Below are 21,355 nucleotides of genomic sequence, written 5' to 3'. Positions count from 1 at the left end.
GCTCGTTCTAAACGAAACAGCTGCCAATCAAGCCCATCACGATCCCCTTCATGATGGCTAAACCACTATCGCATCTCGGTCGGCGCGTGAACGCCGAGAACGGCAAGTCCGGATGCCAGAACAGCGACAACACCCTGAACCAGCGCCAACCGTGCCCTGGTTATTTGTGCATCATTATTGATAATGAAGCGTAAATGAGGCAAATCGCGCCCTTTCGTCCAAAGCGCGTGAAATTCACTTGCAAGATCATACAGGTAGAATGCGATCCGGTGCGGTTCGTGTGCCACGGCGGCCGCTTCGACGGTTCGCGGGTAGAGCGCCAGCTTCCGTAGCAGGCTGATTTCCACCGGATCTGACAGCCGTTCCATGTCCGCCGTCCCGAGGAAATCCCTCCGCGCCGCATCCGCTTCGGGAAGGTCCGGAAACACCTCCCGCGCGTTGCGGAAGATCGAGAACCCGCGGGCGTGACCGTACTGCACGTAGAACACCGGGTTGTCCTTCGACTGCTCGATCACCTTGGCGAGGTCGAAATCCAGCACTGCATCGTTCTTGCGGAACAGCATCATGAAGCGCACGGCATCGGAGCCGACTTCATCGACCACTTCGCGCAACGTCACGAAATCCCCGGAGCGCTTTGACATTTTCACCGGCTCGCCGTTGCGCAACAGCTTCACAAGCTGCACGATCTTGACATCGAGCGTTGCTTGGCTCGACGTGACCGCCTTGATCGCGGCCTGAACGCGCTTGATGTAACCACCGTGATCGGCGCCCCAGACATCGACCATGTTGAGGAAGCCGCGGTCGAATTTCGTCTTGTGATAGGCGATATCGGAGGCGAAGTAAGTGTAACCGCCATCCGATTTTTTCAGCGGACGATCGACATCGTCGCCGTAGGCTGTGGCGCGGAACAGAGTCTGCTCGCGATCCTCGTAGTCCTCTACCGGAGCACCCTTCGGCGGCGGCAATCGGCCCTCGTAGACGTCGCCCTTCTGTCGCAGAAAATCGATGGTAGCGGCGACGCGGTCCATACCGCCCTCGATCAGCGAGCGCTCCGAGAAGAACACCTCGTGCTGGATATTGAGCGCGGCGAGGTCTCCCTTGATCATATCCATCATCATGGCGATGGCTTTGGCGCGCGCGACCGGCAGCCATTCGGCTTCGGGCGCGTTGAGCAGCCTGTCGCCGTGCTCGTCGGCAAGCGCCTGCCCGACCGGTTTCAGATAGTCACCGGGGTAAAGCCCTTCCGGAATTTCGCCGATGTTTTCGCCGAGTGCCTCGCGATAGCGCAGGAATGCCGAGCGCGCGAGCACGTCTACCTGCGCGCCCGCATCGTTGATGTAGTATTCGCGCGTAACGTCATAGCCGGCGAACGACAAAAGGCTCGCCAGCGCGTCGCCGAACACTGCACCGCGGCAATGTCCGACATGCATGGGGCCGGTCGGGTTGGCGGAGACATATTCAACGTTGACCTTTTCGCCCGCGCCGGCCGCGCTGCGGCCATAGCCCTCGCCTTCGCGAATCAGGTCGCGCAGTACATTAGACCAGACTTGCAACTTTAAGGTCAGATTGATGAAACCTGGACCGGCGATCTCGGCGTTTTCGATCAAGTCATCGGCGCGCAGTTTCGTCACGATCCGTTCGGCGAGATCGCGCGGCTTGGCCTTGGCGTCCTTCGCCAGCACCATGGCAGCGTTGGTCGCCATATCACCATGGGCGGCATCTTTCGGCGGCTCAACCACGATCCGCGACAGATCAAGCCCGGCCGGCAGCGCGCCGTCTTCCACAAGCGCGGCGCACGCCTTAAGCACTCGCGCAAGCACATCCGCGAAAAGATGCTGCGATGGACTGGAATTGGTCATGATTTCTGCGATTTGAGTGGACCTGGAATACGCGCCGCCTAACGCAATTCCGGAGTCGAGTCAAAAAGGCGCCTGTGCTCGTTGATAGCGAACCGGTCGGTCATCCCGGCGATGAAATTGCCAACCCTGCGCGCTTTTTCAGCATCGCATTCGCGGTTGTCGCCATTCTCCGGCAGCCATTCGGCAGGCAGCGCCGCCGGATCGTTGCGGTAGCGCACAAACAGGTCCTGAACGATGGTCTCGGCCTGCTCCATCACCCGCACGACGCGGGGATGGCGATACATCCTGTGTTTAAGGAACGCCTTGATCCGAGCCTCGGCCTCTGCTGCCTCCGTCGGAAAGGCAAGCAGCGGCGCAGAGTGCCGCCGCACGTCATCGACCGATTGCGGCTGCGTAGCGGCAAGCCGCCTGCTTGCCTCGGACAGAACGGCCATGATCAGATAGGAGATCAGCTCACGCACCAATTCGGCGCCGCGCCGGCCGTGATCCAGCGTCGGATGACGGCGCGTGATATCGGCGATTATTCCAGCAGTTAACGGCATTTCCTTGAGATCATCGACAGCGAACAAACCGGCGCGCAGGCCATCGTCGATGTCATGGGTGTTATAGGCGATGTCGTCGGCAATGGCCGCAACCTGCGCCTCGAGCGAGGCGAAGCTCCATAACTCCAGATCGCAGGTCCGGTTAAAATCGACGATGCCCAATGGAACACCGCGACACTGATAACGTCCAATGGCGTGCCCCGTGGTATCGGTCAGTGGACCGTTGTGCTTGACGATCCCCTCTAGCGTTTCCCAGCTCAGGTTGAGGCCATCGAAATCCGGGTAGCGGCGCTCCAAAAGGGTTACGATCCGCAGCGTCTGCGCGTTGTGGTCGAAGCCGCCATACGGACCGAGACAAAGGTCCAGCGCCCGTTCGCCAGCGTGACCGAACGGCGGATGGCCGAGATCATGCGCCAGCGCCAGCGCTTCCGTCAGATCCTCATCGAGCCCGAGCTGCCGAGCCAGCGCACGGGCGATCTGCGCCACTTCGAGGGTATGGGTGAGCCGGGTCCGGAAGTGATCGCCCTCATGATAGACGAACACCTGGGTCTTGTGTTTCAGCCGCCGGAACGCCGTCGAATGGATCACCCGGTCGCAATCGCGCCGAAACGCGCTGCGGGTCAGGCTCGGCGACTCGTCACACAACCGACCGCGGCTGCGGTCGGGCTCGCTGGCAAAAGGCGCGCGGGGAGCTGCCATTCCGACTGCCACGGCACTTGCCCCCTTCCGATCGTTTGATTCTGTCGCCCGGGCACTTAACTATGGCTTGCGGGTAATTCAAAATATTGGACAATGTCCGCCATCTCATACGGAGTCGCAGGATGACAGAAACCAACATCACCGTCAGCGAGCGCGCGGCGCGGCGGATCGGGGAAATCCTGAAATCCGAGGGTGACGGCGCCATGTTGCGCATCAGCGTCGAAGGCGGCGGTTGCTCGGGCTTTCAATACAAATTCGACATCGAACGGGCCAAGGCCGACGATGATCTGGTGATCGCGCGAGATTCCGCAGTGGTGCTCGTCGATCCAGCCTCCGTCCCGTTCCTGAGCGGGTCCGAAGTCGATTTCGTTGACGATCTTATCGGAGCGTCGTTCCGGGTCGTTAATCCGAACGCTACCGCCTCCTGCGGCTGCGGCACCAGCTTTTCGATCTAGGCCTTCATGTCATGCGCGGGTTTGACCCGCTCCTCCGCCGAAAGAAGACCTTTGCGCGGGATTGCCCGATCAGGTCGGTCATCGCACGCGGGACCGTCTCATGCGCATAGCCACCTGGAACGTCAATTCGGTCCGGCAGCGCTTGGATCACCTTCTCGCTTGGCTGCGGGAGACCGCGCCCGATGTCGTCTGTCTCCAGGAAATCAAATGCGTAGATGAACAATTCCCGCGCGAAGCCATTGAGGCGCTCGGCTACAATGTGGTGACGCACGGTCAGAAGACCTTTAATGGCGTGGCGCTGCTATCGAAATTCCCGTTCGATGAAACCCGCCCTCGGCTGGCTGGCGATGACGACGACCTGCAGTCGCGATTCCTTGAAGGCGTTGTCTCACTCAAGCAAGGGGTCGTCCGGATTGCCTGTCTCTATTTACCCAATGGAAATCCGCCGAACACCGAGAAATATCCTTACAAACTCAGATGGATATCGCGGCTTATTGAGTATTCAAAAGAGCGGCTGAAAAGCGAAGAATCCTTCGTACTTGCTGGCGATTTCAACGTCATCCCTACAGCGGGCGACGTGTACAATCCATCCGCATGGGTCGATGATGCCTTGTTTCGCCCGCAAACACGGCAGGCGTTTCAGACGTTGCTGGGGCTGGGCCTAACCGACGCGTTACGAGCGGTGTCGGACGCCGCGGGGGAATATACCTTCTGGGATTATCAGGCCGGCGCCTGGCAGAAGAACAACGGATTGCGGATTGATCACCTGCTGCTGTCGCCGCAGGCCAGCGACCGGCTCAGCGGAGTAGGAATTGATCGTCATGTCCGCGGCTGGGAGAAGGCGTCCGACCATGTTCCGGTGTGGATCGATCTGGAGCTGGACCCCGCCGGACAGCCTTAGCGACGCAGTCTTCTTATTTTAGAGATTTCAAAGCTGTACGGCGGACTGCTAACGCACTTCCGCGCTAATCCCGTCGCCCCTGCACCCAGTGCTCCAGCATCTGCAGCGCCATCGCGCGATCGTCTTCCGAAGCCTTCGCAATCGCCTTATTGTAACTCTCGGTGATCCAGGTCTCGTCCGGCTGAGCGGCATCGCGTGCCAGCGTCAGCCACATCAGCCCGCGCGCAGCCTGCCGGGGTAACTGATCGCCGACAAACAGCATCTTGCCGAGCATCGCCTGCGCCTGATGCTGGCCCTTTTGCGCCGCAAGGCCTAGCCAACGGGCGCCGTACTTGACATCGTGAGGAGCTCCGACCCCTTTCAGATAAAGCCGCGCTAGATCGTATTGCGCATCGGCATTGCCGAAGTAGGAGGCCGCATAGGAAAACATCTCGCGCGCGCGCTCGGCGTCGCGTTTGATGGTCGAGTTAGGAATCCCCTGTAGGTAATAGCGTCCAAGCGCAACAAACGCATTGGCCACAACGGGGGCCTGCGGCGCCGAGGGGCTGTCCTCGGCATGCGCATTGGCAATACGGCTGAAGTACTGGAAAGCGCGTAGATCGTCCTGGGTGACGCCGTCGCCATTGGCGTACATACGCCCCAGCCGCCACTGGGCAATCGGGTGCCCACCCTCGGCCGCATACTGCAGGGCTGTCAACGACGTGCTTGGGGCCACCGCCTTTTTCAGCGTCTCACCAGCAGCGAGCGGCGCAGCGGCCACGGGAAGCGCCGCGGCGGCATCCTGCTGTCCGGCCACGGTTCCATCGAAGGCAAAGGCCGACGCGCTCACGCACGCCACGCTCCACGCCAACGCTAAAGCTGTACTCCTAGCCATCCGCATAACGCAACTTCTCGAACATCCCACCCGAACAGGTCAGGGCATCGCTAAACGTTTGTCCAAACTGCCGAGCGGATTTTGTGCGCTCGCCGGATGTAGGATTAGTCGCGCCGATCCGCCATTCGGTCTTGCGGTCAGAGCATCGGGCATAAATCAAATTTACGTCAGAAGGCTGGCCGACCGTCGTTAAGATTCGGGCGTGGCCAACAACGATCGCGAGCCCGGCAGAGTTAAGCGAATCGATCCATCGCGCGCCATACGAACCCGAACGGCCGAGCGCGCGCGTATGACCTTCCGTGACGTGACGGTCCGACAGCCTGCCCTTGATGCCCGCCTCGACATCCATCGCGAACCCATTCCTCCCAGCGGCCTTTTTTCTGAAGACGCTTCCGGGAAAGCACCAAAAGCGCCAGCCTTTAGCCGACGAGTAAATTCTTCACCAAGGGGTGTGGCTAAATAGCGGCGTCTGCAAGAGCCACCTGTTTGTAGGGTTAAATGACCGGCTGGTGTTGCGACCTGGCAACAACGCTTATCGCGGGGCAACATGGCTCTGCTGCTCCGCGGCATGTGCCCTCACGCGTGGATTCTGACCGAGCAATATCCAGTTTTCCGGTAGTCCGGGCAGGCTAAGTCGAGCATGCGCGGGGTCCAAACCCCGCTATTGCTCTTACATGTTCAGCACGCGCCCGTAGGCGTCGAGGACCGCTTCCTTCATCATTTCCGAGAGCGTCGGATGCGGGAAGATGGTGTGCATCAATTCCTGCTCGGTCGTCTCCAGGTTCATCGCAACCACGTAACCCTGGATCAGTTCGGTGACTTCCGCGCCGACCATGTGCGCGCCGAGCAATTGCCCAGTCGTCTTGTCGAAAATGACCTTCACCAGCCCCTGATCCTCGCCCAGCGCGATGGCCTTGCCGTTGCCTGCGAACGGGAAGCGGCCGACACGGATATCCTTGCCCGCCTCCTTGGCCTTGGCTTCGGTCAGGCCGACGGACGCGATTTGCGGGTGACAATATGTGCAACCCGGGATTAGCAGCTTATCCATTGGGTGCGTTTTCAGCCCCTTAATGGTTTCGATGCAGATAACCCCCTCGTGCTCGGCCTTGTGCGCCAGCATCGGCGGTCCCGCGACATCGCCGATCGCATAAATGCCAGGTACGTTGGTCCTGCCATAGCCGTCGATCACGATGCAGCCACGATCAGTTTTCACGCCGAGCTTTTCCAATCCGAGATTTTCGATATTGCCGACCACGCCGACCGCCGAAATCACCCGCTCGAACTCGGCGGTAACCGGCTTGCCATCGCCTGCGTCAATGGTGGCGACGACGCTGTCCGCCTTCCTGTCGAGCTTGGTCACCTTGGCGCCGGTCATGATCTTGATGCCCTGCTTCTCGAACTGCTTGCGGGCAAGGCCGGCGATCTCGGCATCCTCCACGGGGAGGATCTGCGGCAGCACCTCCACAACTGTGACCTCGGCCCCCATGGTGCGGAAGAATGAGGCGAACTCGATGCCGATCGCGCCGGAGCCGACGACGAGCAGCGACTTCGGCACGCGATCGGGCACCATCGCCTCGAAATAGGTCCAGACCAGCTTCTTGTCGCCTTCCAGCCCCGGCAGCACGCGCGGCCGCGCCCCGGTCGCGACGATGATGTGCTTGGCCTGATAGCTGCCCGCACCCAGCACGCCCTTCGGGGCATCGGCGCTGCCGGCCTTCACCGTGATCTTTCCGGGTGCATCGATGGATGCATCGCCCCAGATCACGGTGATTTTGTTCTTCTTCATCAGGAAGCCGACGCCCTCGTTGAGGCGCTTGGATACGCCGCGCGAGCGCTGCACTACAGCCTTCGGATCGTAGCTGACCTTCTCCGCCGACAAGCCGTAATCCTTGGCGTGCTGCATGTAGTGATAGATTTCCGCCGAGCGCAGCAGCGCCTTGGTCGGAATGCAGCCCCAGTTCAGGCAGATGCCGCCGAGATGTTGCTTCTCGACAATTGCAGTCTTGAATCCAAGCTGGGCGGCACGGATCGCGGTGACGTAACCGCCCGGACCGGAGCCAATGATGACGATGTCGAAGGAGGTATCAGGCATGGCTTCTGCTTTCTGTCCTCAATTCGTGGCATCTACCAGCTCGACCCGCCGGTTCAGCGCACGACCTTCTTCGGTGCGGTTGGTCGCCATCGGGGCAGCCATCCCGACTCCAAGTGGGGTCAGACGCGCCGCGACGACGCCATAGTCGCGGCTAAGAGTCTCAACAATGGATCGTGCGCGGCGATACGACAGGTCGCGGTTGTAGTCGAGCGCTCCCTTGGAATCGGTATGCCCGACAATCAGCACCTTCATATTGGGCTGTTCATTTAAGAGCTTGGCGATCTCTTCGATCTGCGGCTTCGAATCGGAGCGCATGGTGTCTTTGTCGAAGTCGAACAGGATGCCATGAACCGCGACACGTCCCTGTGCGATGATATCACGCTGCATGGCGGACGAATCCACCACCACCATCCGCTCCTCCATTGGCTTGACTTCGGTGATTTCGAGAAGCGCCAGTGCACGGTCCTTGAGCGGTCCACCGCCCGAGCGGTGCATGATGACATAGAGCGAGGCGTAGACGTCGCCTTCGGCCCGTTTGAGCCGCGCGGCGATGTAGCGCTGGTCGGCCTGCTGGTCCCCGAACAGCATGTAGAGCGGGTCGCCGGCGATGGCGAGGCTGAAGTTTCGGCCACCGCATGCCTCGCGCTCGCAAGTGAAGAGCGTCTCGAAGCCGGCTTTCTTGATCGCCTGCTCGTAGTTGCGGAACACCTCCGTTGCCGCGCGGCCTTCCGGCATCTTGTAGGAGATCTGCGTGAACTTACCCTCCAGCGGAGTCACGGAATTCGCGTTCTTGTCCTTGCCGCCGGGACTTTTTATCGGCGCGATCGCGAGCTTGTAGTCGGTGAACGCCTCCTGCTTGTAACGGATGATCTCCGAGCCGTCATATCGCGGCAGCAACGGATGATCCTTGCCGTCCTTGATGTCCGCTGCTTGCGCGGACGCCGCGACCAGAACCACACCAAGAGACATCAGGAAGGTCCGCATCTTTTTTCCTTCACACGCTCTGTCAAGTTTACGACTTGCACTGCTTCTCGCCGAGATCGACCCGAACGATCCGCGATGGTCCTGGTATCGGTCTCCCGTCGGGACTCTTCGCGGGCTCACGCACCACCGTGGCGAGGATCGCGCAATTGCCGCCGTGAATATTGAAACGACCCACGCCAATCCGCTCGATACGATCGACCGTGCCGAGGCGCTCGGGAATATCACGCATCGCAACGATCGCCGCAAAGTTCTGCCACACTGTGAACTGCGGTGGCAATTCAGCGCGCACCAAACCCGTCGCACCGATGCAAAAACATGCCATCAGCACTGCAACTGCGAGGGATTTTCCGATGGTCATCGAAAGTTTGCCGGCGCGCTCACACCATCATCATCACGGGGTTCTCGATCAGCGTCCTGAACGCACCGATCAGTTCCGCGCCGAGCGCGCCGTCGACCGCGCGGTGATCGCAGGACAGCGTCACGCTCATGATGTGCGCGGCTTCGATCTTGCCGCCCCGCACGACTGCGCGCTCCTCGCTGGCGCCGACCGCGAGGATGGTGGCGTGCGGCGGGTTGATGACGGCGGTGAAATCCTTGATGCCGTACATGCCGAGGTTCGAGACCGCCGTCGTGCCGCCCTGATATTCCTCGGGCTTGAGCTTTCGCGCCCGCGCCCGCGCGGCGAAGTCCTTCATTTCGGACGAGATCGCAGAAAGCGACTTTGTTTCCGCCTTGCGGATGATCGGCGTGATCAACCCACCCGGCATCGCAACGGCGACGCCGACATCGGAATGCTTGTGTTTCAGCATACCGCCTTCGGTCCAGCTGACATTGGCGTTCGGCACGCGTTGCAGCGCCACCGCCATCGCCTTGATGACGAAGTCGTTGACCGAGAGCTTGTAGAGCGGCTTCTTCTCCTTGTCCTTCGGCGCCGACGCGTTGATGTCCTCGCGCGCGGACAGCAGCCGTCCGATGTCGCAGTCCATCGTCAGATAGAAGTGCGGAACGTTCTGGATCGAAGCGGTCAGGCGCTGCGCGATCGTGCGGCGCATGTTGTCATGCGGGACGAGTTCGTAGGAGCCGTCCTCGAACAGCGACAGAATTTGCTTGTCCGACATCGAAGGCGCGATTGAAGGCGCACCTGCTGGTGCGGTCGCCGACGCCTTCAGGCCCTTGCCGGCTTTCGCCTGCTCCACGTCGCGCGCGACGACACGTCCATGCGGGCCGCTGCCTTCGATGCGCGCCAGGTCGATGCCGGCTTCGCTTGCGAGCCGCCGCGCCAACGGCGAGGAGAAGATGCGGGCGTGACCGTTCGCGGCAGACGCAGGCGCTGCTTGCACTCCTGACGATGCAGGCTTAGGCGCGGGCGCACCGGAGGAAAGGTCGGCGATTCGAGTCGCACCTTCGCTAACAGCTTTCGTGTCTGCTTTGGATTCTGCTTTTGCTTCGGCCTTCGGCTCACCTTTCGAAGACGCACCGCTGGCGGCGGCCTTCACGTCCTCGCCGTCACTGGCGAGCACCGCGATCACGTTGTTGACTGGCACGTCCTGCGTGCCTTCCGGCACCAGGATTTTTGCGATGGTGCCCTCGTCCACCGCCTCGACTTCCATGGTCGCCTTGTCGGTCTCGATCTCGGCAATGACGTCACCGGACCTGACCTTGTCGCCCTCCTTCTTGAGCCACTTGGCGAGATTACCCTTTTCCATCGTCGGCGACAGCGCGGGCATCAGGATGTTAATCGGCATGACTGACCCCGCTCACCGATAACAAACGGCCTTGGCCGCCGCGACGACTTCAGCCACCGACGGCAGCGCCAGCTTTTCGAGGTTGGCCGCATATGGCATTGGCACGTCCCTGCCCGAAACGCGCGTCACCGGCGCATCGAGATAATCGAATGCGTGCTCCATGATGCGCGCGACAATCTCGGCGCCAACGCCAGATTGCTGCCAGCCCTCCTCCACGGTCACCGCGCGGCCGGTCTTCCGCACCGATGCCACGATTGTTTCGGTGTCCATCGGGCGCAGCGTACGCAAGTCGACGACTTCGGCCTCGATGCCCTCCTTGGCGAGTTCATCCGCGGCCTTCAATGCGTAGGTCATACCGTTCGACCACGAGACCAGCGTGACGTGCTGGCCGGCACGCGCGATCCGCGCCTTGCCGATCGGCAGCACATAGTCGTCGAGTTTCGGCACCGGACCGGTGTGTCCATATAAGATTTCGTTCTCGAGGAAGATCACCGGATTGGGATCGCGGATCGCGGCTTTCAAAAGTCCTTTGTAGTCGGCGGCGGAATACGGCGCGACCACCTTGAGGCCCGGGATTTGCGAGTACCACGCCGAATAGTCCTGACTATGCTGGGCCGCGACGCGCGACGCGGCACCGTTGGGGCCACGGAACACAATTCCGCAGCCCATCTGTCCGCCGGACATGTAAAGCGTCTTGGCAGCCGAATTGATGATCTGGTCGATCGCCTGCATCGCGAAGTTGAAGGTCATGAACTCGACGATCGGTCTCAATCCCGCCATCGCAGCGCCGACGCCGACGCCGGCAAAACCGTGCTCGGTGATCGGCGCGTCGATCACCCGCCGCGCGCCGAATTCCTGCAAGAGACCCTGCGACACCTTGTAGGCGCCTTGATATTCGGCGACCTCTTCCCCCAACAAAAAGACGTTGTCATCGCGGCGCATCTCCTCGGCCATGGCGTCGCGTAGCGCCTCGCGGATGGTCATGGTCACCATCTCGGTGCCGGCAGGAATGTCGGGATCCTCTGGAATCTCCATCGCCGGTCCGGCAGTCCGTTGCGGGTCCGAGATCATCGGCTTGCCCTCGCCAACCGGCGAACGGGATTCCGCAACTTCGTTCGAAACGTTCTGGACGGAAGTGGCCGATTTTTTTGAAGCCTTCGCTTCGATCTTGCCCAGATCGGCCGCGCTCTCGCCATCGGCAAGAATGGTGGCGATCGGCGTGTTTACCGCCACGTCCGCGGTTCCTTCGGGAACGAGTATCTTGCCAAGCGTGCCCTCGTCGGTCGCCTCGACTTCCATGGTCGCCTTGTCGGTCTCGATCTCCGCGATGACGTCGCCAGACTTGATCGTCTCGCCTTCCCTCTTCAGCCACTTGGCGAGGTTGCCTTTCTCCATGGTCGGAGAAAGCGCGGGCATCAGAACTTGGATTGGCATGATCGCTCCGAAAAAGGCTTGCGCGCTCAGCGATAAATATCGGTGTAAAGCTCGGACGCGTCGGGCTCTGGATCGTTTTGCGCGAAGTCCGCGGCCGTATTGACTATCTCGCGCGCTTCCGCGTCGATCTTCTTCAGATCGTCCTCGGGTAGCTTGGCCGCCAGCAGCCGGTTGCGGACCTGTTCGATCGGATCCTGATCGTGCCGAACCTTATCGACCTCCTCGCGCGTACGATACTTCGCCGGATCTGACATCGAGTGACCGCGATAACGGTAGGTCTGCATTTCCAGGATGTAGGGACCGTTACCCTCGCGGCACCATTTCACAGCCTTGTCGCCTGCCGCTTTTACGGCGCGGACATCCATGCCGTCCACCTGCTCGCCGGGAATGTTAAAGGACACGCCGCGCCTGGAAAAATCTGTCTGCGCCGACGAGCGCGTCACGGACGTGCCCATTGCGTACCGGTTGTTTTCGATGATGTAGACCACCGGAAGTTTCCAGAGCTGCGCCATATTGAAGCTCTCGTAGACCTGGCCCTGATTGGCCGCCCCATCCCCAAAATAGGTGAGACTGACGCGATCGTTGCCGCGATAACGGTTGGCGAAGGCGAGGCCAGTTCCGAGCGACACCTGCGCGCCGACGATGCCGTGGCCGCCGTAGAAACGCTTCTCCTTGCTGAACATGTGCATGGAGCCGCCCTTGCCCTTGGAATAGCCGCCGCGCCGCCCGGTCAGTTCGGCCATCACACCCTTGGCGTCCATGCCGCAGGCCAGCATGTGCCCATGATCGCGATAGCCCGTTATGACCTGATCGCCCTCCTCGAGCGACATCTGCATTCCGACGACGATCGCCTCCTGGCCGATGTAAAGGTGACAAAAGCCGCCGATCGCGCCCATTCCGTAGAGCTGGCCGGCTTTTTCCTCGAAACGGCGGATCAGCAGCATTTCGCGTAACGCGTGAAGGTCTTGCTCGCGCGTGAACGAGGGGGGCGGCTGGCTCGTCGAGCCGTTGCCTACCACCTGCGTGACGCTCTTCTTGGATGCGACCATGGCAATTCCGGATGCGAGAAAGGATCACCCTCTCTAGCCCAAGTCAGGCAACCTTGAAAGCGCGTGATCTTGCCGATGTTCAATACGTCGCGAAATTCCGTGACCGAAAATCAGCGGTTTTTGAAATTAGACAAAAGCCCTTTGCGAAAAGGATAGAATACCGCGAGCAATGCGCTCCCAACGGCGTTCCTATTTCTGGCGGATGATCTGAATCAGATCGCGCGGATTGGCGTAGTCGAGCTGATAACGGACGCGCTCATCGAGCATGTCGGGGTCGATTCCGCTGGACCTTAAAAGCGCAACCCGCTTCTCGCCCTCTGCGCGCTCCGCCTTCAGCCGCTCCAGTTCGGACGTCAGCGCAACGATCTCCTGATCGAGCTCCTGCCGCGCATTCAGCCCGTACTTGCCGATATAGGCGTTAACGCCGAAATAGCCGACGATCATTGCGGCCATCGCATAGAGAGCAAGGCCGGTGAGCAGCGATATGAGTCGTGAGCGTGAAACCATGGCATCGACGATGCGGTCGTCCGGTTAATGCTTCGCTAACAACCAGGGGTCGCCCAAGTTGCTATTTTTTATGCTGGGCTACCCAGGCGGCGAAAGCGTTGACATAGGCTGCGAGGAACTCGCGCAGTGATGCCTTGACGAGATCTCCCTTCTCATCGAACGCATCACCGATACCGCCAATATAGGCTTCCGGCTGCTGCAAAACCGAAACGTTGAGAAAAACCAGCGACTGGCGCAGATGATGATTGGCGCCGAAACCACCAATGGCACCCGGCGAATTGCTAATAACCCCGCCCGGCTTGCCGTTGAAAACGCCCTGCCCGTAGGGACGAGATCCGACGTCGATGGCATTTTTCAACACGCCGGGAACGGATCGATTGTATTCGGGCGTCACGAACAGGACAGCGTCAGTTTTCCTGACGCGATCACGAAAGCTCACCCAGTCAGCCGGCGGCGTCGCTTCCAGATCCTGATTGTAGAATGACAATCCATTCAGCGTGATGACGTCAAGCTGGAGCGAAGGCGGCGCGAGCGTCGTCAAAGCCTTGGCTATTTTCAGCGAAAACGACTCTTTGCGAAGGCTGCCGACGATGACGGCGGTGCTGGATTGGGATGCCATCGAAAATCCTATAGTTGTGCAGCACTCACACCGGCTCGATTACAACCTGGCGATGCGGAGAAGCTGAAAAGCTCAGTCTCTTGCGAGAGACTTAATCATCAAGGAACTTGGCCGGGCCTTCGACCTCCGGTCAATACACGCCGGGAATGATACGGTGTGTTTGCTGCATATAGCGGCGATAGTCTTCCCCGAACATCTCGATCATCATCCGCTCCTCGAAGCGCACACGCGCGAAAAACAGCACCGCCACAGCGACGATGCCGCTGAAGGCGGCGACGACGTTCGGCAGCAAGCAGGCCTGCGCGATCGCCCACAGCCAGAACGACGCATACATCGGATGACGGATCGTCCGGTACACACCGGTGCGAACGACCCGATGCCCCTCACGCACCTCGAGCGAGGCCGACCATTGCCGACCGAGATCCTTGTGTGACCGGCGGAACAGCCAGAGCGAGAAGGCAAACAATACGCTGCCGAGCACAACGAGACCATAACCCGGATCGTAGGCGCAAGCGCGCGGCCATCCCGTCGCGAGATTGACCATCGGAATGGCAAACAGTCCGACAAAAGACGCCGCCAGAAGCACGCGCTCTCGCCAAGTACCATCGCGCCGCAACGTCGCAGTGCCCCGCGCCCGCCTGGCGTAGGGATAGCGGATGATAAACCAGGCGACGAGGCCGATAAGCCATATCGTCTGCCCTGGAGAGATCGAAGACATCAGCCGCCGCCGCGCTTACGCAGCGCCGACGGCGGCGCCCGCCAGCCTGGTCGTGGCCACGGTCACCTCGGATGACGCGCGCATCAGAAGCGCGCCGTCCTCTCCGAAACGGTCGACACCGCCGCGCGGCGCCGTGATCTCGTCGAACGACAGCGGACCGCAGACGATGAGGCAATGGTCGTAGTGGGCGCGCACGCTGTTTCCCATCAAGAACTTGTAGTGCAACACCATGAAGTTGAACCGGTGACGCCGGAAGCTAGCCTTGTCCATCATGTCGTGCAACTGCACGCGCCGGATGTTCGGACGTCCGTCGGAGCGCTCGCGGCTGACGCGCTTCAATGTCACCGGATCGAAGCGATAGAAACTGATGGCGTCATCGCGAGCATGATATTCGGTCCAGCGGATTCGGCGCTCGTCGGCGACGGTTTGCGTGGCCTCACGAATGCGCCCACCGTGCGAATGCAGTGAGAATTTCGGAATCGTGGCGCCGACGGTCAAGATGCACAGCGAAGGACCGCACCGGGCAAGTTCAGGATCGCGCTTGAGCGCTCGCGCGACCGAATCCATGACCAGCGCGGCACCGAGGCAATGGCCGACGATGACGATCTCGTTGACATTGGAGTTGCGGACCCGGTCGAGGATTCGCCCCGCAAACTGATCGATCCGGGCATCCATGCGCGGCCGCCGGCCGTAGACGAACTCTCGCGAGAAGATCCAATCGTCGAACACATGATTGATCGGCCATCGCCAGCCTAATAGGTGCAGCAAACCTGCCGTCACGCCCACGGTCACCGCTGCCGTCAGCAGGACTGCTGCAAACCCGGTCACACCCGCTAGTCGAACCAGGCCGTATCCGATGCCCGCGCCGCACGCGGCGAACCCTGCAACATACAGATACGGAAACAGAAAGAAGCCGGCATATTTCCAGCTTGCATACATGAAACGAAACAGTGTGCCGGTTAGGATAAAGTCAGCCAGCGTGACGAGGCTCTGCACGAGGCGCGACCACATGCCTCGCGTGTGATCCTCAAGGATCAAGTCGTCCCATCGCAACATTTCATAGGACGTGCGCGTGTTCCAGTTGGGTCCGGACGCCTCGATGTCCCAGGACGCGCTAACCGGCGTCGCCTCGATCGCGCTCACGATTTCGGCCCTCACGCCCCACGTGCGTTGAAACACCGACAGTGATCGCTCACAGCGACGATGCTGCTGCTCCGGCGAAATTGGATCGTATCCGCCAATATGAAAGACATGCCGCCGTGCGATCATCCCGCCACTTCCGTAGTCGTTGTCTTTTCAAGCCAAGCAGAGAGACGCAAATTTTCAGGCTGCGAATACGATACCCAACTTCGGCCTCGAATACTTCCCTGGAAACACTCCATCTGTGGCGTTTCAATCACAACACACAGGATTTCTAGCAACACACAATTGACGGGAGAATGCGAAGGCGAAATATAGAGTCTTCAAGCGATTCAAAATGGAACTTATTGATGCCTACTGATTGCCCGCCTGCTCGCCGCGGCCTGCGTGCCGGGATCGGAGGTCTTATCCTGTTTGCGCTAGGCGGATTCATGGCGAATTCGGCCATCGCGCAGACTGTGGCGCCACACAGGCCAGGTCATGTTTATCTTATGCGGGGCCTGTTCAACGTATTTTCGCTAGGCATGGACGACCTGGCCGCAAAGCTCCAGAGAGCGGGCGTGAAGGCCGACGCCGTGTCCTACACGTCCTGGTCCTCGCTTGCCGACAGCATTACCGCTAATTTTCGGGCCGGCAACCGTGAACCCGTCATCCTGATGGGCCATTCCTACGGCGCGGATACGACGATCTCACTGGCACGCAAGCTCAACGAGCGCAGAATTCCAGTGGCGCTGATCGTGAACTTCGATCCGACAGCGCCGGACCGGGTTCCACCTAATGTCCGACGAATCATTAATTTCTACGTACCCACCGCCTGGGGACGCCCGGTCGAGGCAAGCAAGCAATTCCATGGCAGCCTGTCTAACCTCAACGAAGGCGGGCAATACAGCCATTTTGACGTCGACAAGGCTGAAGCCCTCCACCGCAAGGCGATCGCTGCCGTGCTTCAGGCCGTCGGCGGCCGGGGTACGTATCGCGCCAAGCGACCTGCCAAGCGCGATCATGTCTCCGAAGCCCCAGTGCAGTAAACGGAGCAGCCTCTTCGCCGTTTCAAGCGGCGAGATGCTGCGCGAGTCCTCGCTCTGAAGGAAATCCTGCGTCCGCCGCCGCTTCCGTCTGGTAGTCGCTCTATGCCAACGCCTTCAGCGTCGCACGGCCCGCGTACCTCGCCTGCGAGCCAAGTTGCTGCTCGATGCGAAGTAGCTGATTGTACTTGGCGGCACGATCCGAACGCGACAGCGATCCGGTCTTGATCTGTCCGCAATTGGTGGCGACCGCGAGGTCAGCGATGGTGGAGTCTTCGGTCTCCCCCGAGCGGTGCGACATCACGGCAGTGTAGCCGGCCTTGTACGCCATCTCGACAGCGGCAAGCGTCTCGGTCAACGTGCCTATCTGGTTGACCTTAATGAGAATGGAATTGGCACGCCCATTTCGAATGCCGTCGGCGAGCCGGGTCACGTTGGTAACGAACAGGTCGTCGCCGACAAGTTGGCACGTCTTGCCGATCATGTCGGTGATGATCTTCCAGCCCTCGAAATCGTCCTCGGCCATACCGTCCTCGATTGAGACGATTGGATAGTCAGAGGCCAGCTTGGCGAGATATTTTGCCTGTTCCTCGATCGAACGGGTCTTGCCCTCGCCTCCGTAAACATATTTGCCGTCCTTGAAGAATTCAGTCGAAGCCGGATCGAGCGCCAGCGCCACGTCATCGCCCGGCCTGTACCCAGCCTTGACGATCGCACCCATGATGAAATCGAGCGCAGCACCGGCCGATGGCAGGTCCGGTGCAAAACCACCCTCGTCGCCGACGTTGGTGTTGTGACCGGCCTTCTTCAGCTCGGCTCTCAATGTGTGAAAGATTTCGGCACCGCAGCGCAGCGCGTCCGAGAACGTTTTGGCGCCGACCGGCATGATCATGAATTCCTGAAAGTCGATCGGATTATCGGCATGCACACCGCCGTTGACGATATTCATCATCGGCACCGGAAGCGTTCGCGCCGTGACGCCGCCGACATAGCGGTACAGAGGTATGTCCAAAGAGTCCGCCGCTGCCCTGGCGAGCGCCAGCGACACGCCGAGAATCGCGTTGGCGCCGAGCCGGCCCTTGTTCGCGGTCCCATCAAGCTCGATCAGGATCTCGTCGATCTGCACCTGCTGCTCGGCATCCATGCCCCCGATCGCATCGAAAATCTCGCCGTTCACAGCGTCGACCGCTTTCCGTACGCCCTTGCCCTGATAGCGGCTCTTGTCGTCGTCACGCAGTTCGACCGCCTCATAAGCGCCAGTAGAGGCACCGGAGGGCACCGCGGCCCGTCCCATCGCTCCATCTTCGAGCACCACATCGACCTCAACGGTCGGATTGCCGCGGCTGTCGAGAATTTCGCGGCCGATGATGTCGACGATGGCAGTCATAAGAACCTCTTGAATCACTAGATTTTGCGCTGCTTCTACAGCAATGCTTGGGGGCGGGAAAGGCCGTGAATCGTGACGCCCTCGTGACGAGCCCGTCAGGATTGGCTATCAGCAGAGATTCGCGAAAAGATTTGCGCGAATAAATCTATTTGCAGCGTAATCGATGCAAAACCGGCTCCACTTCCGCTGCTCCCGCTTTGACAGAGATGATCATGCCAGGAAAGCTCCTCTCTTCGCCAAAATCGTCTCCTTTGCAACTCGGCCGCGCCGTGGCGTGGCCTGATTCTCCGGAGAAGGCAAAACTCGACCGCGTGCCTAATCCACAGAAGGGCACCAACTATGTCGCGCGGTTCACGGTGCCGGAGTTTACCGCGCTGTGCCCGGTCACCGGTCAGCCGGATTTTGCGCATTTGGTAATCGATTATGTGCCGGGGTCCTGGCTGCTGGAGTCGAAATCGCTCAAGCTCTATCTCGCCAGTTTTCGCAATCACGGGGCCTTCCACGAGGACTGCACGGTGGCAATCGGCAAGCGCATCGTCGGCGCGGTCAGGCCGAAATGGCTGCGTATCGGCGGCTACTGGTTTCCGCGCGGCGGCATTCCCATCGACGTATTCTGGCAGACAGGCACGGCGCCGAAGGGCGTCTGGATTCCCGATCAGGCCGTCCGGTCCTACCGAGGCCGAGGTTGAGCGCGGACCGAGATTCTTTAGCGCGCGCGTGAGGCGACCCTGCCGGTCAGTAGCCCCGCACAAGCCAACCCGAGAATTGCGATGACGACGGCGTTCGCGGCAAGCGTGGGAAATTTTCCGGTCCAGGAAAGGCTCACGCCATAGGCGATCGGACCGGCAGTCTGCCCCATGTAAAAGAAGAACGAATGCAGCGATAACGCCGTCGCCCGCGCCTGCTCGGATAATTCGCTGGCGAACACCTGCAGGCAGCCGTGCAGCATGTAGAAGCCCCAACCCATCAGGATGAAGCTGAGCATCTGGATACGCCAGTCCGGACCGAAGGCCACCGCGACAAGTTGCGCCGCCACCATCATTGCGCCTGATATCATCAGGCCGCGTACGCCGAGCAGCGACAGGAACTGCGATATCGTCATGGTGTAGAACAGGCCGCCGACGGCAAATCCGGCGATAACGATGCCCGCGATCGAAAGCCGGGTTTCACCGAGTTCGAACAGAAACGCCGCGACGTAGGGAAACAGTCCAAGTACGCAGCAGCCTTCGATGAAAACAGCAGAGTAGCAGACCTTGGCGTTGGAATTGCTGAAGATCTGCCGATAACCCTGCCGCAGATCGGCAAACTTCATCCGCCGCGAGGTTGCGATCGCGTCGCCGCGGTGAAATCCAAGCCCAACAGCAATCGAGGCCGCAAGAACCAGCGCTCCGAGCACGACAAGCACGCCGCGCCAGCCGACGAGATCGCCAATCACGCCGGAAAACGAGGCGCCCAGCAGGTTGCCTCCCATCGTACCCGCGATGGTCCGGCCGATCGCCACCTGGCGCTGTGGCACCGGCACCAGGTCGCTCGCCATGCCGAGCGCGACCGGGAAAACACCGCCCGATGCTATCCCCGCAAAGACGCGCGTCGCGAACAGCGCGCTGTAGGACGAGCACAATGCGCCGGCGACGTTCGAAATGCCGAGCAGCACCAGGCACATCAGCATCAGCCGCCCCTTGCCGAAGATATCGGCTGCAGCGCCGATCAGCGGCTGCACGACTGCAAACGAAAATGCGGTGACCGCCGAGAGGCCGGCGGCGGTGGCGACCGTCACCGACAAATCGTCGGCGACATGCGGCAACACCGGATCCATCGCACGCGTCGACAGGCTCGCCGCGAAGGTGGCCAGAGCAATGATATTGAGCAGCGGCGGCAGTCTGTGCTTTTCGGCCGCTGCCGGGGGCACCGATGTCATTTCGGGCGGGCCGGATCGGTCGCCTTCGCCAGCGCATCAAACGCCATCAGCCTTCGCACCAACGCCTCGAACTCACGCAGCGGCACCATGTTGGGGCCATCCGACGGCGCATGATCGGGATCTGGATGGGTCTCGATGAACACGCCGGCGACGCCGACCGCGACCGCCGCACGCGCCAGCACCGGCACGAATTCGCGCTCACCACCGGACGAGGTGCCCTTGCCGCCCGGCTGCTGCACGGAATGAGTCGCATCGAAGATGATGGGCGCGCCGGTGGTGCGCGCAAGGATTGGCAGCGCGCGCATATCGGACACCAGCGTATTGTAGCCGAACGATGCGCCGCGCTCGGTCACCAGCACATTGCGGTTGCCGCCTCCGGTGATCTTGGCCACCACGTTTCCCATATCCCATGGCGCCAGAAATTGCCCCTTCTTGACATTGACGACCTTGCCGGTCGCCGCCACCGCCAGCAAAAGGTCAGTCTGCCGGCACAGGAATGCGGGTATCTGCAACACATCGACCGCCTGCGCGACCTCGGCGCATTGGGCTGCCTCATGGACATCGGTCAGCACAGGCAATCCGAGCGACGATCGAATCTCTGCGAAAACCGGCAGCGCCTGCTTCAACCCGATCCCGCGCGCGCCCGAAGCGCTGGTGCGGTTGGCCTTATCGAACGAGGACTTAAAGACAAGGCCGATGTTCAGCCGCGCGGCGATTTCCTTCAGCGCGCCGGCCACCTCGACTGCGTGAGCCCGGCTTTCCATCTGGCACGGACCGGCGATGATCGACAGGGGCAGGTCCTGGCCGAAAGTTACGGAGCCGACGGAGACGACGGGCGCTGCGGAGACGGACTGGTTCAAGGTGAATTCCTTTGTCGGCGGACCATGCCGGGCCGCAGCGGCGGGATCAACCCGCATGCGCGGAATGCGAGCGTGCGCGCGAAGCATAGCCTCCTCGGGACCGGTTTGATAAGCTTTGCGGCATTGCCCCGGAGGCCTAATGCGACTGCCCCTTATTGTTTTTACCGCCTCTGCATATGCTTTTATCGGTGCGGCTCAACTGGGACCGGCGCGGAGCCAGACGCCAAGCCCGGCATCGCAATCGCCGGGCGTCGTGACCGGCGGAAGTCAGGACGTGATGGTCAACGGCAAACCCGCCGCACGTCAGGGCGACTCTACGACCGGCGGCGCGTTGATCGAGGGATCGCCTAACGTCTTCATCAACGGCAAACCCGCAACGGTGACCGGCGACCGAACCGGATGCGGCGGCTCGGTCACTTCTAGCGGCCATGGCGTATTCATCAACGGCAAGCCGATGGCGCGTCAGGGCGACCAAACGTCCGGGTGTGCGAAATAGCCATAGCGTTTTCGAGCGAAGTGGGCACCGGTTCGCGTGAAGAAAACGCGT

General features: G+C 60.8%; 22 protein-coding genes. 5 read left to right on the top strand and 17 right to left on the bottom strand.

Features of this window, described 5'->3' with window-relative positions; genetic code table 11:
* Positions 1-65: 65 nt before the first annotated feature.
* The gene (argS, locus tag ACZ5IL_RS11760) at positions 66-1,859 is read right to left on the bottom strand and encodes an arginine--tRNA ligase (protein WP_464591599.1); all 1,794 of its coding nucleotides are present in this window, start codon (positions 1,857-1,859) and stop codon (positions 66-68) included.
* Positions 1,860-1,897: 38 nt separating this feature from the next.
* On the bottom strand, positions 1,898-3,112 hold the full coding sequence (locus ACZ5IL_RS11755) for a deoxyguanosinetriphosphate triphosphohydrolase (RefSeq protein WP_464591597.1): 1,215 nt from the start codon (positions 3,110-3,112) through the stop codon (positions 1,898-1,900).
* A gap of 110 nt (positions 3,113-3,222) precedes the next feature.
* Here ACZ5IL_RS11755 and erpA point away from each other — a divergent pair, with 110 nt between their 5' ends.
* Positions 3,223-3,555 carry an iron-sulfur cluster insertion protein ErpA gene (gene erpA / locus ACZ5IL_RS11750; RefSeq protein ID WP_309772763.1) on the top strand — a complete coding sequence of 111 codons (333 nt, stop codon included), beginning with the start codon at positions 3,223-3,225 and terminating at the stop codon, positions 3,553-3,555.
* 100 nt (positions 3,556-3,655) lie between these two features.
* A complete protein-coding gene (gene xth / locus ACZ5IL_RS11745) occupies positions 3,656-4,456 on the top strand; it encodes an exodeoxyribonuclease III (protein WP_464591594.1) in 801 nt (266 codons plus the stop codon).
* A gap of 64 nt (positions 4,457-4,520) precedes the next feature.
* Here the strand turns inward: xth and ACZ5IL_RS11740 are convergent, their stop codons facing one another.
* From ACZ5IL_RS11740 to ACZ5IL_RS11685, 12 genes are all read right to left on the bottom strand, one after another.
* Complete coding sequence (locus ACZ5IL_RS11740) at positions 4,521-5,336, bottom strand: tetratricopeptide repeat protein (protein WP_464591592.1); 816 nt, start codon at positions 5,334-5,336, stop codon at positions 4,521-4,523.
* Complete coding sequence (locus ACZ5IL_RS11735; protein WP_464591590.1) at positions 5,323-5,679, bottom strand: hypothetical protein; 357 nt, start codon at positions 5,677-5,679, stop codon at positions 5,323-5,325. Before ACZ5IL_RS11735 ends, ACZ5IL_RS11740 begins: the two co-directional genes overlap by 14 nt.
* A 321-nt stretch (positions 5,680-6,000) precedes the next feature.
* Entirely contained in the window at positions 6,001-7,422 is a 1,422-nt protein-coding gene (gene lpdA / locus ACZ5IL_RS11730; RefSeq protein WP_464591588.1) for a dihydrolipoyl dehydrogenase, read from the bottom strand.
* A gap of 18 nt (positions 7,423-7,440) precedes the next feature.
* A complete protein-coding gene (locus tag ACZ5IL_RS11725; protein ID WP_464591586.1) occupies positions 7,441-8,406 on the bottom strand; it encodes an OmpA family protein in 966 nt (321 codons plus the stop codon).
* A 28-nt stretch (positions 8,407-8,434) separates the two neighbouring features.
* The gene (locus ACZ5IL_RS11720; protein ID WP_464591584.1) at positions 8,435-8,764 is read right to left on the bottom strand and encodes a hypothetical protein; all 330 of its coding nucleotides are present in this window, start codon (positions 8,762-8,764) and stop codon (positions 8,435-8,437) included.
* A 19-nt stretch (positions 8,765-8,783) separates the two neighbouring features.
* On the bottom strand, positions 8,784-10,151 hold the full coding sequence (locus ACZ5IL_RS11715) for a pyruvate dehydrogenase complex dihydrolipoamide acetyltransferase (protein WP_464591582.1): 1,368 nt from the start codon (positions 10,149-10,151) through the stop codon (positions 8,784-8,786).
* A gap of 12 nt (positions 10,152-10,163) precedes the next feature.
* Positions 10,164-11,585, bottom strand: coding sequence for a pyruvate dehydrogenase complex E1 component subunit beta (locus tag ACZ5IL_RS11710; protein WP_464591580.1), 1,422 nt, complete (start codon positions 11,583-11,585; stop codon positions 10,164-10,166).
* 26 nt (positions 11,586-11,611) lie between these two features.
* Positions 11,612-12,634, bottom strand: coding sequence for a pyruvate dehydrogenase (acetyl-transferring) E1 component subunit alpha (gene pdhA, locus ACZ5IL_RS11705; RefSeq protein ID WP_464591578.1), 1,023 nt, complete (start codon positions 12,632-12,634; stop codon positions 11,612-11,614).
* A gap of 189 nt (positions 12,635-12,823) precedes the next feature.
* Entirely contained in the window at positions 12,824-13,141 is a 318-nt protein-coding gene (locus ACZ5IL_RS11700) for an FtsB family cell division protein (protein WP_079446982.1), read from the bottom strand.
* Between the two features lie 61 nt (positions 13,142-13,202).
* Positions 13,203-13,760 carry an NADPH-dependent FMN reductase gene (locus tag ACZ5IL_RS11695; protein ID WP_464591575.1) on the bottom strand — a complete coding sequence of 186 codons (558 nt, stop codon included), beginning with the start codon at positions 13,758-13,760 and terminating at the stop codon, positions 13,203-13,205.
* A gap of 130 nt (positions 13,761-13,890) precedes the next feature.
* Positions 13,891-14,478, bottom strand: coding sequence for a protein-S-isoprenylcysteine O-methyltransferase (locus ACZ5IL_RS11690; RefSeq protein WP_464591573.1), 588 nt, complete (start codon positions 14,476-14,478; stop codon positions 13,891-13,893).
* Between the two features lie 15 nt (positions 14,479-14,493).
* Complete coding sequence (locus ACZ5IL_RS11685) at positions 14,494-15,747, bottom strand: hypothetical protein (protein WP_464591571.1); 1,254 nt, start codon at positions 15,745-15,747, stop codon at positions 14,494-14,496.
* Positions 15,748-15,968: 221 nt separating this feature from the next.
* Between ACZ5IL_RS11685 and ACZ5IL_RS11680 the strand changes: the two genes are divergently transcribed.
* The gene (locus ACZ5IL_RS11680; RefSeq protein ID WP_464591569.1) at positions 15,969-16,646 is read left to right on the top strand and encodes a thioesterase domain-containing protein; all 678 of its coding nucleotides are present in this window, start codon (positions 15,969-15,971) and stop codon (positions 16,644-16,646) included.
* A 100-nt stretch (positions 16,647-16,746) separates the two neighbouring features.
* Here the strand turns inward: ACZ5IL_RS11680 and eno are convergent, their stop codons facing one another.
* Positions 16,747-18,030, bottom strand: a complete 1,284-nt coding sequence (gene eno, locus ACZ5IL_RS11675; protein WP_464591567.1) for a phosphopyruvate hydratase — start codon at positions 18,028-18,030, stop codon at positions 16,747-16,749.
* Between the two features lie 212 nt (positions 18,031-18,242).
* On the opposite strand from eno, the gene queF reads away from it, so the two are divergent.
* Positions 18,243-18,719: a preQ(1) synthase gene (gene queF, locus ACZ5IL_RS11670; RefSeq protein ID WP_464591565.1), complete on the top strand. Its 477-nt coding sequence runs from the start codon at positions 18,243-18,245 to the stop codon at positions 18,717-18,719.
* A gap of 17 nt (positions 18,720-18,736) precedes the next feature.
* Here queF and ACZ5IL_RS11665 read toward each other — a convergent pair whose 3' ends face one another.
* Positions 18,737-19,948, bottom strand: coding sequence for an MFS transporter (locus ACZ5IL_RS11665; RefSeq protein ID WP_464591563.1), 1,212 nt, complete (start codon positions 19,946-19,948; stop codon positions 18,737-18,739).
* On the bottom strand, positions 19,945-20,808 hold the full coding sequence (gene kdsA / locus ACZ5IL_RS11660; RefSeq protein WP_464591561.1) for a 3-deoxy-8-phosphooctulonate synthase: 864 nt from the start codon (positions 20,806-20,808) through the stop codon (positions 19,945-19,947). The genes ACZ5IL_RS11665 and kdsA overlap by 4 nt, the downstream gene beginning before the upstream one ends.
* Positions 20,809-20,947: 139 nt before the next feature.
* Here kdsA and ACZ5IL_RS11655 point away from each other — a divergent pair, with 139 nt between their 5' ends.
* The gene (locus ACZ5IL_RS11655; RefSeq protein WP_464591559.1) at positions 20,948-21,304 is read left to right on the top strand and encodes a PAAR domain-containing protein; all 357 of its coding nucleotides are present in this window, start codon (positions 20,948-20,950) and stop codon (positions 21,302-21,304) included.
* Positions 21,305-21,355: the final 51 nt, after the last annotated feature.

The sequence above is a fragment of the Nitrobacter sp. CN101 genome (assembly GCF_055390255.1).
The sequence above is the reverse complement of the archived record's forward strand: the minus strand, read 5'-3'. Positions and strand labels throughout refer to the sequence as shown.

Bases quoted from the DNA above. Each gene is read 5' to 3' on its own strand.
- ACZ5IL_RS11715 (WP_464591582.1), bottom strand. From the start codon at position 10,151: ATGCCGATTAACATCCTGATGCCCGCGCTGTCGCCGACGATGGAAAAG.
- ACZ5IL_RS11685 (WP_464591571.1), bottom strand. From the start codon at position 15,747: ATGATCGCACGGCGGCATGTCTTTCATATTGGCGGATACGATCCAATT.
- ACZ5IL_RS11665 (WP_464591563.1), bottom strand. From the start codon at position 19,948: ATGACATCGGTGCCCCCGGCAGCGGCCGAAAAGCACAGACTGCCGCCG.
- xth (WP_464591594.1), top strand. From the start codon at position 3,656: ATGCGCATAGCCACCTGGAACGTCAATTCGGTCCGGCAGCGCTTGGAT.
- lpdA (WP_464591588.1), bottom strand. From the start codon at position 7,422: ATGCCTGATACCTCCTTCGACATCGTCATCATTGGCTCCGGTCCGGGC.
- ACZ5IL_RS11695 (WP_464591575.1), bottom strand. From the start codon at position 13,760: ATGGCATCCCAATCCAGCACCGCCGTCATCGTCGGCAGCCTTCGCAAA.
- ACZ5IL_RS11735 (WP_464591590.1), bottom strand. From the start codon at position 5,679: ATGGATGTCGAGGCGGGCATCAAGGGCAGGCTGTCGGACCGTCACGTC.
- pdhA (WP_464591578.1), bottom strand. From the start codon at position 12,634: ATGGTCGCATCCAAGAAGAGCGTCACGCAGGTGGTAGGCAACGGCTCG.
- ACZ5IL_RS11710 (WP_464591580.1), bottom strand. From the start codon at position 11,585: ATGCCAATCCAAGTTCTGATGCCCGCGCTTTCTCCGACCATGGAGAAA.
- ACZ5IL_RS11740 (WP_464591592.1), bottom strand. From the start codon at position 5,336: ATGCGGATGGCTAGGAGTACAGCTTTAGCGTTGGCGTGGAGCGTGGCG.
- ACZ5IL_RS11655 (WP_464591559.1), top strand. From the start codon at position 20,948: ATGCGACTGCCCCTTATTGTTTTTACCGCCTCTGCATATGCTTTTATC.
- erpA (WP_309772763.1), top strand. From the start codon at position 3,223: ATGACAGAAACCAACATCACCGTCAGCGAGCGCGCGGCGCGGCGGATC.
- eno (WP_464591567.1), bottom strand. From the start codon at position 18,030: ATGACTGCCATCGTCGACATCATCGGCCGCGAAATTCTCGACAGCCGC.
- ACZ5IL_RS11690 (WP_464591573.1), bottom strand. From the start codon at position 14,478: ATGTCTTCGATCTCTCCAGGGCAGACGATATGGCTTATCGGCCTCGTC.
- ACZ5IL_RS11680 (WP_464591569.1), top strand. From the start codon at position 15,969: ATGCCTACTGATTGCCCGCCTGCTCGCCGCGGCCTGCGTGCCGGGATC.
- queF (WP_464591565.1), top strand. From the start codon at position 18,243: ATGCCAGGAAAGCTCCTCTCTTCGCCAAAATCGTCTCCTTTGCAACTC.
- argS (WP_464591599.1), bottom strand. From the start codon at position 1,859: ATGACCAATTCCAGTCCATCGCAGCATCTTTTCGCGGATGTGCTTGCG.
- ACZ5IL_RS11700 (WP_079446982.1), bottom strand. From the start codon at position 13,141: ATGGTTTCACGCTCACGACTCATATCGCTGCTCACCGGCCTTGCTCTC.
- ACZ5IL_RS11725 (WP_464591586.1), bottom strand. From the start codon at position 8,406: ATGCGGACCTTCCTGATGTCTCTTGGTGTGGTTCTGGTCGCGGCGTCC.
- ACZ5IL_RS11720 (WP_464591584.1), bottom strand. From the start codon at position 8,764: ATGACCATCGGAAAATCCCTCGCAGTTGCAGTGCTGATGGCATGTTTT.